Origin of the sequence: Actinokineospora enzanensis DSM 44649 (assembly GCF_000374445.1) — a bacterium.
In the GTDB taxonomy this organism is placed as follows: Bacteria; Actinomycetota; Actinomycetes; order Mycobacteriales; family Pseudonocardiaceae; genus Actinokineospora; species Actinokineospora enzanensis.
Map to the genome: position 1 here is coordinate 447,234 of NZ_KB894405.1, position 14,199 is coordinate 461,432.

The window sequence follows — 14,199 nt, forward strand, 5'->3', positions numbered from 1 at the left end:
GCGCGTTCGGGAAGCAAGCCTGGCTACGCCGGGACCGTCGACGAGGCATGTCCTCGCCCGGTCGCCCTGGTGGGCCTTACTTACCCGTCGCCGCACAGACTCCTGGCTCATGGTTCCACGCGTCGAATGGCGACGGATCACATTCACAAATGCTGATCTGGAGACATCCCCCCATGACTTCACCCACGGTGGAATCCACCCGCCCCAGCACACTGCTGGTGCTTGGCCTGATGGCCGCCGTCTTCCTGGGCGTCCTCGACGCCCAGGTCACGGCCACCGCGCTGCCCAGAATGGTGGCCGACCTCGGCGGTCTCGACCTGTTCGCCTGGGTCACCACCGCCTATCTGATCGCCGGTTCGGTCGCCACCCCCTTGTACGGCAAACTGAGCGACACCGCCGGTCGAAAAATAGCTTTCACCACCGCCGTGAGCGTTTTCGCCGTCGGTTCACTCGCCTGCGCCCTCGCCACCTCGATGCCGCAACTGATCGCCTTCCGCGCGGTGCAGGGCATCGGCGCAGGCGGCCTTTTCGTCACCGCGATCACCGTGATCGCCGACCTGGCCCCACCCCGCGAGGCCGCGAAGTACTACGGCCACGTGTCCGTCGTCTTCGGCCTCGCCTCCCTCGCGGGCCCGGCCGTCGGCGGCCTGCTCACCGACGCCCTCGGCTGGCGCTCGGTGTTCTACCTCAACCTGCCCATCGCCGCGTTCGCCCTGACCGCCATCGGTTCCCGGCTGCGACTCCCGGTGCAACGCCGCCGAAAGTCCGTCGACTACGCGGGAATCATCCTGCTGAGCGCCGCCATCGTCGCGATCACCCTTCTCGGCAGCTGGGCAGGTACCGCCTATGCGTGGACGTCCCCGATGATCCTGTGCCTCGCCACCGGTTTCGTCGTCCTGATCCTCACGTTCATCGCCGCCGAGCGCCGCGCCACCGAACCGCTGATCCCACTGACCCTGTTCCGCAATCCCACCTTCACCCTCAGCGTCATCCTGAGCGTCATCGCCGGATTCGTCTTCCTCGGCTCCGTCAACTTCCTGGCCCTGTTCACCCAACTCGTCACCGGCGCCACCCCCACCCTCTCCGGCGTCGTACTCCTGCCGATGATGCTGGGCCTGGTCCTGTCATCCATCGCCAGCACCCGGTTCATCCGCCGAACCGGAACCTACAAGTGGTTCCCCGTCACCAGCATGGCCCTGGGCGCCGTCGGCGCACTCCTTCTATCCACTATGGACGCCGATGTTCCGCGTGCCCTGCTCGGCGCCTACATGGCTGTCTACGGCATCGCCGCGGGCCTGAACATCCAGGTCCTGACGCAGGCCGCGCAGAACACGGCTCCCCGTGAGCACATGGGCACGGTCTCCTCGACCATCGCCTTCAGCCGGTCGGTCGGCACGTCCCTGGGCATCTCCATCTTCGCCTCGATCTTCAACACCCACCTACCGTCCACGACGAAATACCTGCCCCAGGACGCCGCCGACGCCCTCACCCCGGTCTTCCTGGTCGCGACCCCGATCCTGCTGGTCGGCCTGCTATTCGCCCTATCCCTGAAGAACGACAAGATCCGCAACACCCGCTGACCACCAAGGCGGGGCGCCACCCAGGCGCCCCGCCGTCCCGGTCGGCGAAGATCACCCGAACCAGGTCAAGCGGATCGGTCACGGACAACGGGAGGGTTGCCTGCGTGACCATCCCGGTAATCACGCTCAACGCGCAAGGCGGAACAGATGGCGCGGCGCGAGCCCCGACCTCGACCACAGCCTCGTCTGCGGCGCGGCTCACAGCTCGCGACTGTCCACAGTGGCGCTCCCGGGTCCGGACAGGGACATGCCCGGCCTGCCGTTCCGGAATGCCCACGCGATATCGCGGAGAATTGTCTCGAATATGGCCACTGGACAATGTCCATCGAGCCCCGAAAATCCACGTGAGATTGTCCGTACGACATACTGCCGCGGTGCGGTCTCGGAGATGGCGCGGCCTGGCCGTGTCGGACGTCGTCGGTGCGATCCTGCTCAACACGGGCGCGGGGGTGCTCACCAACATCGCCACGGACGACGATCCGGAGGCCTGGGCGGCGCTCGCGTTGGTGACCACGGTCGCGGCCCTCGTAGCACTGAGCCTGTGGAGGTTGCGAACACAGGCCGACGAGAACCTGATCGCCCGGACCGGGATCCTGCCCGAGCTGCTCGACCCGCCACGCCCATCCGCCGAGGTCGTGACCTGGTTGTCGGCGGCGCGGTGCCCGGCACCGTTGTGGTCCCGGAGAACGGAATCGGCCGAACTGCGCGACTGGTGCCTCGGCGACCGGGGCTGGATCGCGGTGGTGCAGGGCGGCAGCGGCGTGGGCAAGAAGCGCCTGGCCGTCGAACTCGCCCGCACCCTGCCCGACGAGTGGTACTGCGGCCGCGTCGTCTCGGTGTCCGGGGTCGCCGCGGCCATCGATGCCTGCCCGGGACCGACCCTGGTCGTGGTGACCGATGCCGACCGTCGAACCGACCTCGACGAGCTGATCGGCTCGTTGCGCGCCGTCCGTACCCGGGTGCGGCTGCTGCTGTGTGCCCGTACGCCCATGGACATCTCGGCGGCGGCGCTGGTGCTCCGACTCGGTCCCATCGGCACCGACAACGACCGGATCCGATGGTTCAACGAGGCCACCCGGGCGTTCGCCGCGGTCTGGCGGGTCCCGCCGCCTGCGATGGCGAGGACCCGGGTCGGCGACGACCATGACACCCCGCTCGACGTGCTGTGCCGGGCGGTGCTCGCGGTGCTGGACCGTGCGGACCCGAGGGGCCCGCGCACGATGTCGCGGACGGAGCTGATGACCGCCCTGTGGCGGCACACCGTGGACCGCTGGGCGGCGGACCCGGATCTGAGGCTGCCCGCGAGCCTGCGCGGCGACCACGCGCTGGCCGAGCTGGTCACCGCGGCACTGGTGACCCCGTCGGCGCTCAGCCGGGTCCCGCGCCTGGCCACCACCTCGTCCGACGTGCTCGCGGGCGCCGTCGACTGGCTCCGGGACCGCGTGGGCGAGCCCCTCCGACTGGCACCTCGCGCCTTGGCCGACCACGTCGTACTCACGACCGCATCGCGTGTGCCCACGATCATTCCGCCGGACGAGCACGCGATCGAGATCCTCGCGAACGCGCTGCGGACCTATCCGGAACATTTCCCGGTGCTCGTCGACCTGTTGCGAAGCGTCCCGGAACGAGTTCCCTTGCTGACCGCGGTGTTCGAGCACGCCTCGCCGACCGACGGTCTCGACGCGGCCCTGGCCGAGCTCATTCCGGGTCGGGCGGACTCGGCCTTGGTGGAGGCGGCGGCACCCGATTGGTTCCCGCGGACACGTCGCGCCCAGTTGGCCGCCGTGGTCAGCGGACTGCCGGGCAGGTCGAGCGCCCTGGTCGACGCGCTGATCGAACTTTCCGAACTGTGCACACAGTTGAGCGACGGGCACGGCGCCGTGCGCGCTGCCACCAGGGCCGTCGCGGTCGGCAGGAAGATCGGCGAGGAGGCCCTGATCGCCAGAGCCCTGGATGCACGGGCGCGGGCGTTGCTACGGCGTGGTGAGGTCGCCAAGGCCCACGTCGCGGCGAACGAGGCGACTCGTCGATATCGCGGCCTGGCTGCCGGGATGCCCGCGGAGTTCACCCTGAGCCTGGCCGCGGCCGTGCACGTACTCGCCGAAGTCCAAGCCGAACTCGGGCAGACGCGGGCGGCACTCACCCACGCCCGGGAGGCCGTCGCCCTCACCATGTCCGCCATCGACATGGACTCGCTCGACCAGTTGCCGCGACTGCTCGCGTCGTTGAACTCCCTCGGCATCAGGTTGCACGAGTCCGGCTTGTTCGCGGAGGCGGTCGCGACCTGGGAACGGATCATCGCCCGGGCGGCAGGCCCGGTGGCTGTCAGACCGGACCTGTTCCTCACCACGTTCGCCGCCGCGCAGACGAACCTGGCGGCGGACCTGGGCATGGCGGGACGCCTCGACGAGGCGCTGGCGGCTGCCGAAGCCGGTGTCGCCACCTGGAAGTCGGCGCCCCTGGGTTTGTACCGGGAAATGCATCTGGCCAACTACGCGAACGCCCACTTCGTACTGGGCTCCAGCCGCATGGCGGCCGGGCGTGTGCACGAGGCGGGAGAGATGTTCGACATCGCGAGGACACTGCAGGAAAGGCTCGCCGCGCAGAACCCGCGCTACCGTCCAGCCTTGGCCAAGACCCTCACCATGTCGGGTTTGATGCACACCCGAGCCGGTCGACCCGCGACCGGTCTGGCCTCGGCCGAGAAGGCGGTGGTGTTGCTCCGGGAAGCGGACAAGTCGACGCCCGGTCGCCACATCCCGGATGTGAACAGGGCATTCCACGTGGTCGCCATATGCAAGGCGGACGCGGGTGAGCTCAGGGCGGCTCTGATGGATCTGGAGAACATGCGCGCGGACGCGCTGTCTCTCGTCCGCGCCAACCCCTTGCGCAACATCCCGCCCTATGTCAACCAGTGCACACTGGCCGCCGGGCTGCTCCGGTGGTTGGGTGACGCGGGCGCGGCTCGGCGGGTACTGGAGCACGCCTTGGACGTCATGCGTGCGCATGTGGACGCGTCTTCGTCGATCGCGGCGGAGTACGCGAGCGTCGTCGACGCGATCACCAGGCTGGTCATCGAGTGGGAGTATGCCGACGGGCGTGTGGCGTCGTTCGCCGTGAAAGCGGAGTAGTTGACCGGGCCGGGACCAATGTCACTGGTGGTCGCGGCTTTGGGCTTCTGGACCGGTGTCGCCTCAGTGAGCAAAGTGGAGTGGTGCTGTGTTGTTGGCCTCGGCTTCGCCTCGCGGCGGGATCGCCTTCAGCCGGTCTCTTCCCACCCGATCCCACTCGGCCCTGGGGGCCTCCTGGGATCGGGTGGGAAGAGACCGGCGCGATCCCGCGTGGTGGCTGGGTTAGGGGTAGTCGAGTTGGGGGGTGGCTGGGGTGGGAGGGCGGGGTTGGGGTGGGCGAGTTAGTGGTGGCTGGGTTTGGGGTGGCTGGGGTGGGTGGTGTGTGTGGGTGAGGGGGGTGAAGGTGATCTTGTGGGGTGGTGGTGATCGGGATGGTGGGGAAGGGGGGAATCGAGTGGAGGGCGGTTTGAAGGGAGTGGGGTCACCGGAATGGGGCATGTCGGAGTGGCACGTCAGTGGGGTTTCCGGTTGTCTCACTTGAATCGGCGTGGGCTGGGAGCGGTGGAGCGGGAACCATGACCTCGACACGGGACATCAAGGGCGAGCATGTCGCGGGCGTGTCTGCGGTCGGGCGGCGGGTGGGCATGTTGGTCGTGGCCACCTTGGGTTTTGCGGTGAACTTCTGGGCGTGGGCGTTGTTGAGTCCGCTCGGTCCCCGGTTCAAGGAGTCGCTGGGGCTGTCGGCGTTCCAACAGGCCCTGCTCGTGGCTGTCCCGGTGGTGGTCGGTTCCGTCGGTCGGATTCCCGTGGGTGCGTTGACGGACCGGTTCGGTGGGCGGGTGATGTTCCCGATCGTGTCGGCGGCCACGATCGTGCCGGTGCTTTTCCTCGGTCTGTGGGGGCATCGGTCGCTGGCGGCGCTTCTGGTCGGCGGGTTCTTCCTGGGGATCGGTGGGACCGTGTTCGCGGCGGGAGTCCCGTTTGTCAACGCGTGGTTCCCGCCCAAGCGGCGGGGGTTCGCGATCGGGGTGTTCGGTGCGGGAATGGGTGGGACGGCGATCAGCGCGTTGACCACCGTTCCCCTGGTCAATGCGGGTGACATCGAGACCCCGTTCCTGGCCATCGCGGTCGCCCTGTTCGTCTACGCGGTGCTCGCGGCGGTCGTGTTGCGGGACGCGCCGGGACGGCCGGTGCCGACCGCGCCGTTGGCCCAGCGGCTGGCCGCGACGGCCCGGTTGGGCGCGACCTGGCAGGCCTCGCTCCTCTATGCCGTGGCCTTCGGCGGGTACGTCGCGTTCTCGGTGTACCTGCCCGCCTACCTCAAGACCGCCTACGGCCTCACCCAGTCCGACGCGGCGAACCGGATGGCCGGGTTCGTGCTGCTCGCCGTGGTGATGCGGCCCGCGGGCGGCTGGCTGTCCGACCGGCTCGGGCCCGTCCGCGTGCTCGCCGCCTCCTACACCGTGGTCGCCCTCGGCGCGGCCGTCCAGGCGTTCACCCCGGCCCTGATGCCGGTCGGCACGATCGCGTTCCTGGCCATGGCCGCCGCCCTGGGCGCGGGCAGCGGCGCGGTGTTCGCGCTGGTCGCGCTGGTGACACCGGCCGACAAGGTCGGTTCGGTCACCGGCGTGGTCGGTGCCGCGGGCGGGCTCGGTGGGTTCGTCCCGCCGCTGGTCATGGGCGCCCTGTACGGCGCGTTCGGCTCGTATGCGGTCGGCTTGGCTGCGCTGGCCGTGGTCGCGGCCGGGACGCTCGCGTTCACCCTTACCGCCGTGCGGCGCCGTCTGCCCGCGCACGGCTGAGCACCGAGAACCCACCACCGGAAGGACGCCTGTGAGCACCTCGACCGAGCCCCCCGGCCTCGATTCGGAACTGAGTGCGGCGCTGGTGCGCACCCGCCGCTTCTTCACCCGCGCCGAGGTCTCGGCCGACCTGCGCACCCTGCACCGGATCGGCGGCCGCCAAGCCGACGAGTTCTACCGGGACCGGTGGAGCCACGACAAGGTCGTCCGCTCCACGCACGGCGTCAACTGCACCGGCTCGTGCTCGTGGAAGGTCTACGTCAAAGACGGCATCATCACCTGGGAGACCCAGCAGACCGACTACCCCTCCGCGGGCGCCGACCGGCCCGAGTACGAGCCGCGCGGCTGTCCTCGCGGCGCCGCCTTCTCCTGGTACACCTACTCGCCGACGCGCGTGCGCTACCCGTACATCCGTGGATTGCTCCTCCAGATGTACCGAGAGGCCAAGGCCCGCACCGGGGACCCGGTCGAGGCATGGGCGGAGATCGTCGAGGACCCCGAACGTGCACGTCGGTACAAGGCGGCTCGGGGCAAGGGCGGACTGGTGCGCGCGAGTTGGGACGAGGCCACGGAGATGGTCGCCGCCGCGCATGTGCACACCATCAAGCGCTACGGGCCCGACCGGGTCGCCGGGTTCTCCCCGATCCCGGCCATGTCCATGGTCTCGCACGCCTCCGGCGCCCGGTTCGTGTCGCTGCTCGGCGGCGCGATGCTGTCCTTCTACGACTGGTACGCCGACCTGCCGGTGGCCTCCCCGCAGGTGTTCGGCGACCAGACCGACGTGCCCGAGTCCGGCGACTGGTGGGACGCCGGGTACCTGATCATGTGGGGCTCGAACCTGCCGGTCACCCGCACCCCGGACGCGCACTGGATGGCCGAGGCGCGCTACCGCGGCCAGAAGGTCGTGGCGGTCGCCCCGGACTACGCCGACAACGTCAAGTTCGCCGACGAGTGGCTGGCCGCCCGCCCCGGCACCGACGGCGCGCTCGCCATGGCGATGGGCCACGTGGTGCTCCGCGAGTTCTTCGTGGACCGCCAGGTGCCGTATTTCACCGACTACGTCAAGCGTTACACCGACCTACCGTTCCTGGTGCGCCTGGACGAGCACCACGGAGTGCACCGACCGGGCAAGTTCCTCACCGCCGCCGACCTCCCGGATCAATCCGATGTGGACAACGCGGCGTTCAAGACCGTCCTGCTCGACGCCGCGGGCGAACCCATCGTGCCGCACGGCTCCCTCGGCTTCCGCTACGGCGAGCAGGGCGTGGGCAAGTGGAATCTCGACCTTGGTCAGGTGGACCCATTGCTCTCGGTGCACGGCGGCGAGTCGGTGGAGGTGGAGCTGCCCCGCTTCGACAACCCCACCGCCGACACCCTCCGCCGCGGTGTCCCCGTGCGCCGGGTCGGCGGCCACCTCGTCACCACGGTGTTCGACCTGCTGCTCGCCCAGTACGGCGTGCGCCGCCCCGGCCTGCCCGGCAGCTGGCCGCGCGGCTACGACGACGCCGCGCACCCGGGCACCCCCGCCTGGCAGGAGGCGATCACCGGCGTGCCCGCCAAGGTCGCCGCCCGCATCGGCCGGGAGTTCGCGGCCAACGCCGAGGAGTCCCGCGGCCGCTCGATGATCATCATGGGCGCGGGCACCAACCACTGGTTCCACTCCGACACCATCTACCGCGCCTTCCTCGCGCTGACCACGCTGACCGGCTGCCAGGGCGTCAACGGCGGCGGCTGGGCGCACTACGTCGGCCAGGAGAAGTGCCGCCCGGTCACCGGCTGGTCGCAGCTGGCCTTCGGTCTGGACTGGTCGCGCCCGCCGCGGCAGATGATCCAGACCGCGTTCTGGTACCTGCACACCGACCAGTTCCGCTACGACCCGTTCGGCGCCGACACGCTCTCCGCCGCGACGACCAAGGGCGTGCTGGCGGGCAAGACCACCGCGGACATCATCGCGCTGGCCACCCGGCTCGGCTGGATGCCCTCGTACCCGACCTTCGACCGCAACCCGCTGGACCTGGCCGACGAGGCCGAGGCCGCGGGCGTGTCCGCCGCCGACCATGTGGTCACCCAGCTCAAGACGGGGATGATGGGGTTCGCCTGCGAGGACCCCGACTCGCCGGAGAACTTCCCGCGCGTGCTCAGCGTCTGGCGGGCCAACCTGCTCGGCTCGTCGGCCAAGGGCAACGAGTACTTCCTCAAGCACCTGCTGGGCACCGACTCCGCGCTGCGCGCCGAGGAGGCACGGCCCGGCATGCGGCCCATGGGGGTGCGGTGGGCCGAGGCGGCGCCGGAGGGCAAGCTGGACATGTTGCTCTCGTTGGACTTCCGGATGACCAGTACGACCCTGTTCTCCGACGTCGTATTGCCCGCGGCCACCTGGTACGAGAAACACGATCTCAACACCACGGACATGCACCCCTTCGTGCACTCGTTCAACCCGGCCATCGCCCCGCCCTGGCAGACCCGCACCGACTGGGCGGCGTTCCAGGCCATCGCCGAGGTGTTCAGCAAGCTGGCCGAGAAGCACCTGGGTGTGCGCAAGGACATCGTGGCGACGCCGCTGCTGCACGACACCCCCGACGAGCTGGCCACCCCGCACGGGCGGGTGCTGGACTGGCGGATGGGGGAGTGCGAACCGATCCCGGGCGTCACCATGCCCCGTATCACCGTGGTCGAGCGCGATTACACCGCGATCGCGGCGAAGATGGGCGCGCTGGGTCCACTGGTCGACCAGCTCGGTGTGACCACCAAGGGCCTGACCTATCACGTCGAGCGGGAAGTCGACTATCTCCGAGGCAAGAACGGGGCGATCCGCGGCGGCCCGGCCGATGGCCGCCCGTCGCTGGTCCGCGACATCCACGCGTGCGAGGCCATCCTGGCGCTGTCCGGCACCACCAACGGCCACCTCGCCACCCAGGGTTTCCGCACCCTGGAGCAGCGCACCGGTACCGAGCTGGCCGACCTGGCCGCCGAGCACGAGGGCAAGCGGATCACGTTCGCCGACACCCAGGCCGCGCCGGTCCCGGTGATCACGTCGCCGGAGTGGTCCGGCTCGGAGACCGGCGGCCGCCGGTACTCGCCGTTCACCATCAACGTGGAGCGGCACAAGCCCTGGCACACGCTCACCGGCCGTCAGCACTTCTACCTCGACCACGACTGGATGGCCGAGCTGGGCGAACAGCTCCCGGTGTTCCGACCACCACTGGATATGACCGCGCTGTTCTCCGAGCCGGAGATCGGAGAGGTCGGGGCAACCGGGATCACGGTGCGCTATCTGACGCCGCACTCCAAATGGTCGATCCACTCGGAGTACCAGGACAACCTGTTCATGCTCAGCCTGTCCCGCGGCGGCCAGACGATCTGGATGTCCGACCACGACGCCGAGCGGATCGGCGTGGCGGACAACGACTGGATCGAGGCCGTGAACCGGAACGGCGTGGTGGTGGCGCGGGCGATCGTGTCGCACCGCATGCCCGCCGGGACCGTGTACATGCACCACGCCCAGGACCGGCTCATCGACGTACCCCGCTCGGAGACCTCGGGGAAACGCGGCGGCATCCACAACTCGCTGACCCGGCTGCTGATCAAGCCGTCGCACCTGATCGGCGGGTACGCGCAGCTGTCCTTCGCGTTCAACTACCTCGGGCCGACCGGCAACCAGCGCGACGAGGTCACCGTGATCCGCCGCCGTTCGCAGGAGGTGGTCTACTGATGCGCGTCATGGCCCAGCTGGCGATGGTGATGAACCTGGACAAGTGCATCGGCTGCCACACCTGCTCGGTCACCTGCAAACAGGCGTGGACCAACCGCTCCGGCGTCGAGTACGTCTGGTTCAACAACGTCGAGACCCGTCCAGGGCAGGGATATCCGCGCACCTACGAGGACCAGGAGCGCTGGCGCGGCGGCTGGGAGCTGTCCCGGCGCGGCAGGCTGCGGCTCAAGGGCGGCGGTCGGCTGCGCAAACTGCTGACGATCTTCAGCAACCCCAAGCTGCCCGGCCTGGACGCGTACTACGAGCCCTGGACCTACGACTACGACACGCTGACCACCGCGCCGCTGCAGGAGCACACCCCGGTCGCCCGCCCGCGCTCGCTGATCAGCGGCAAGCCCACCCGGATCACCTGGTCGGCGAACTGGGACGACAACCTCGGCGGTGCCCCGGACCTGGCCGACCAGGACCCGATGATCAAGGGCATCGAGGACAAGGTGCGGCTGGAGTTCGAGAAGACGTTCATGTTCTACCTGCCGCGCATCTGCGAGCACTGCCTCAACCCGTCGTGCGCCGCGTCGTGTCCGTCCGGGGCGATCTACAAGCGCTCCGAGGACGGCATCGTGCTGGTCGACCAGGACCGCTGCCGGGGCTGGCGGATGTGCGTGTCCGGCTGCCCGTACAAGAAGGTGTACTTCAACCACCGAACGGGCAAGGCGGAGAAATGCACTTTCTGCTTCCCCCGGGTGGAGGTCGGCATCCCCACGGTGTGCGCCGAGACCTGCGTCGGACGATTGCGTTATATCGGCTTGATGCTCTACGACGCCGACCGCGTCCTCGCGGCCGCGTCCACAAAGGATGATCGAGACCTGTATGCGGCGCAGCGCGAAGTCTTCCTTGATCCGAACGACTCCGCGGTGATCTCCGAGGCGGAACGCGCGGGTATTCCGCGGGACTGGATCGAGGCGGCGCAGCGGTCCCCGGTGTACGCGCTGATCAACACGTACCGGGTGGCGCTGCCGCTGCACCCGGAGTACCGGACCATGCCGATGGTCTGGTACATCCCGCCGCTGTCGCCGGTGGTCGACGTCGTGCGCGACACCGGGCACGACGCGGAGGACCACGGCAACCTGTTCGCCGCCGTCGACGCCCTGCGCATCCCGGTCGAGTACCTGGCGAACCTGTTCACCGCGGGCGACCCGGCCCCGGTGGACGCGGTGCTGCGCAAGCTGGCGGCGATGCGCAGCTACATGCGTGACATCAACCTCGGCCGCGAGCCGCGCGAGACCATCCCAGCGGCGGTGGGCATGACCGGCGAACAGGTCTACGACATGTACCGGCTGCTGGCGCTGGCCAAGTACGACGAGCGCTACGTCATCCCGCCCGCGCACGCCGAACAGGCCCACGGCCTGGAAGAACTGGCGACGGAGTGCAGCCTCGACTACGAGGGCGGCCCCGGCATGACCGGCCCGTTCGGCGAGAGTTCCGGCGCGTTGTCCCCGATTGCGGTGGAGAACTTCCATCTGCTCCGCGACCGGCAGACCGCCGACACCCTCGCCGCGCCCACCGACAAGGGCAAGCGCGTCAACCTGCTCAACTGGGACGGGAAGGGACGGCCGGACGGGCTGTTCCCGCTGCGGGGAGAGGAGCCGAAGCCGTGACCGAGTACCCGACCACGGCCTGGCAGCTCCAGTCCCTGTCCCTGTGCTATCCGGACGCGCGGCTGGTCGAGGCGATCCCGTTGCTGCGCGCTGCGTCCGGGGTCCTGCCCGACGCCATCGCCCGCCCACTGGGCGTGTTCGCCGACCAGGTCGAGACCACGCCGCTGATCGAGCTGGCCTCGTCCTACGTGGCCACGTTCGACCACCGGCGGAAGTTCAGCCCGTACCTGACGTACTTCGCCTACGGCGACACCCGCAAACGCGGCATGGCGTTGTTGCGGTTCAAACACGCGTACCGCGCGGTCGGCATGGAACTGAACGACGACGAACTACCGGACCACCTGGCCGTCGTACTGGAGTTCGCCGCCTCGGGGGACGCGGCCGCGGGCCGCCGCCTCCTGCTGGAACACCGCGCGGGCCTGGAACTGATGCGCCTCGGTCTGCGGGAGTGCGACTCGCCCTGGGCGAACGTGCTGGAGTCGGTGACGGCCACCCTCCCGCCGTTGAACACCCACGACCACTCGACCATCGCGCGCCTGGCAGCCGAGGGGCCGCCGGAGGAGGAGGTCGGCCTCGCACCGTACGGCCCGCCCGAGTACATGCCCACCGGAGCCGCCCGATGAACTCCCCCTTGGACATCCTGCTGTGGGGCGCGATCCCGTACGCCGCCATCGCCGTCTTCATCGTCGGCCACCTCTGGCGCTACCGCTACGACAAGTTCGGCTGGACCACCCGCTCCTCCCAGCTCTACGAGAACCGGTTGTTGCGCCTCGGCAGCCCCCTGTTCCACTTCGGCATCCTGCTCGTCGCCCTCGGCCACGTCGGCGGCCTGGTCATCCCCCGCTCCTGGACCGAGGCCGCGGGCATCACCGACCACGCGTACCACCTGGTCGCGGTATCCCTCGGCATCCTCGCGGGCATCTGCACCCTGGCGGGCGCCGCCATCCTGATCTACCGCCGCCGCACCGTCGGCCCGGTCTTCTCCGCAACCACCCGCAACGACAAGGTCATGTACGTCCTGCTGATCGGCACGATCCTGCTCGGCCTGACCGTCACCTTCCTCGGCACCCTGGCGGGCGACCCGCACGACTACCGACAGACGGTGTCCCCGTGGTTCCGTTCCATCTTCATCCTGCAACCCGACCCGGCCCTGATGGCCGCCGCCCCACTCGGCTTCCGCCTGCACGCCATGGCCGCCTGGACCCTCTTCGCCTTCTGGCCCTTCAGCCGCCTCGTTCACGTCTTCTCGTTCCCCCTCGGCTACGCCACCAGGCCTTACATCGTCTATCGCAGCCGCGACGCCGCCCCGGGCAACAGGGCTCCGAGGCGCGGTTGGGAACGCGCAACCTGAGCGCGGTCCGATATCTCGCAAGTCGACTGTTCGCGTGCGGCCGCCGTTGGATTGAACTTGGGGGAAGGGTCCCGATCTGCCGTGTCCACCGATCTGGGTGGTGGATGCTTGTCGACTGTGATCGGGAGCGAACGGGACGACGGCCGGAGCGTCATTCGGACGAGGAGTCCGGCTCGGGAACCGGGTGACGGTCAGGCGCGGCGCGCGTGGATGGGCCTTGGGGCTGGGAGACTCCGGTCGTGTCCGATGATGATGCCTGGGCCGCGCTCGCCGACGCGTTCGTGGAAGGGGCCTATGCGACGGTGAAGGGGCAGGTGCGTACCTACGTCCTGCACCAGCACCTGCTCCGCCACCTCCCCGCCCCGCCCGCCTCCGTCCTGGACGTGGGTGGGGGAGCCGCGCACCAATCCCTTCCGTTGGCCAGGCTCGGTTACGACGTGACGGTCCTCGACCCGTCCGAGGCCATGCTGGCGAAGGCGAGGCAACGGGTCGCGACCGAGTCCGAGGCGGTTCGGGACCGGGTCAGGTTCATCCAGGCCGAGGGGGAGAAGGCGGACGGCGAGACCTTCGACGTCGTCCTCTGCCATGGCGTGCTCATGTACCTCGACCAGCCCGAGCCCATGCTTGACGCCCTCTGTCGGTCGCTGGCGCCCGGTGGTCTGCTCTCGATCATGGCTCTCAACGCGCGCACCCTCGCCGTCCGGCCCGCGATCGAGCAGCGGTGGGACGAGGCGTTGGCCGCGTTCGATGCCGCAACCGAAACGGGAGTTTTCGGGACTTCCACCCGGGCCGACACCGTCGACCACCTGTCCCAGCTGATGCGGGACCGCGAGGTCGACCCGGTGGCCTGGTACGGAGTGTGGTTGTTCACCGACTGGCGCGATCCCGATCCCGACGACCTCGAAGTCGTCGCCGCCGTGGAGTTGCAGGCGAGTCTGCGGGACCCGTACCGCGGGCTCAGCCGGGTGTTCCACCTTCTCGGGCACCGGCGCTGAAAACCCCCGCTCTATGATGTGACGGCCGGT

Annotated in this window: 8 protein-coding genes; all 8 read left to right on the plus strand. The window is 69.3% G+C overall.

The features are described 5' to 3' along the window. The first annotated feature begins 173 nt into the window (after positions 1–173). The 8 genes from C503_RS0106605 to C503_RS0106640 all read left to right on the plus strand — a co-directional run bounded on the left by C503_RS0106605 (position 174) and on the right by C503_RS0106640 (position 14,169). A complete protein-coding gene (locus tag C503_RS0106605; protein ID WP_018681404.1) occupies positions 174–1,580 on the plus strand; it encodes an MDR family MFS transporter in 1,407 nt (468 codons plus the stop codon). A 374-nt stretch (positions 1,581–1,954) separates the two neighbouring features. Continuing rightward, positions 1,955–4,711 (plus strand): tetratricopeptide repeat protein, encoded by a 2,757-nt coding sequence (locus tag C503_RS0106610; RefSeq protein ID WP_156893021.1) that lies wholly within the window; start codon positions 1,955–1,957, stop codon positions 4,709–4,711. A 515-nt stretch (positions 4,712–5,226) separates the two neighbouring features. Then, a complete protein-coding gene (locus C503_RS0106615) occupies positions 5,227–6,453 on the plus strand; it encodes an MFS transporter (RefSeq protein ID WP_018681406.1) in 1,227 nt (408 codons plus the stop codon). Positions 6,454–6,484: 31 nt separating this feature from the next. Beyond that, positions 6,485–10,165 carry a nitrate reductase subunit alpha gene (locus C503_RS0106620; RefSeq protein WP_018681407.1) on the plus strand — a complete coding sequence of 1,227 codons (3,681 nt, stop codon included), beginning with the start codon at positions 6,485–6,487 and terminating at the stop codon, positions 10,163–10,165. Continuing rightward, positions 10,165–11,823: a nitrate reductase subunit beta gene (gene narH / locus C503_RS38265; RefSeq protein WP_018681408.1), complete on the plus strand. Its 1,659-nt coding sequence runs from the start codon at positions 10,165–10,167 to the stop codon at positions 11,821–11,823. Before C503_RS0106620 ends, narH begins: the two co-directional genes overlap by 1 nt. Then, positions 11,820–12,446 carry a nitrate reductase molybdenum cofactor assembly chaperone gene (gene narJ, locus C503_RS0106630; RefSeq protein WP_018681409.1) on the plus strand — a complete coding sequence of 209 codons (627 nt, stop codon included), beginning with the start codon at positions 11,820–11,822 and terminating at the stop codon, positions 12,444–12,446. Before narH ends, narJ begins: the two co-directional genes overlap by 4 nt. Beyond that, on the plus strand, positions 12,443–13,174 hold the full coding sequence (gene narI / locus C503_RS0106635; RefSeq protein ID WP_018681410.1) for a respiratory nitrate reductase subunit gamma: 732 nt from the start codon (positions 12,443–12,445) through the stop codon (positions 13,172–13,174). Before narJ ends, narI begins: the two co-directional genes overlap by 4 nt. A 239-nt stretch (positions 13,175–13,413) precedes the next feature. Continuing rightward, complete coding sequence (locus C503_RS0106640) at positions 13,414–14,169, plus strand: methyltransferase (RefSeq protein ID WP_018681411.1); 756 nt, start codon at positions 13,414–13,416, stop codon at positions 14,167–14,169. Positions 14,170–14,199: the final 30 nt, after the last annotated feature.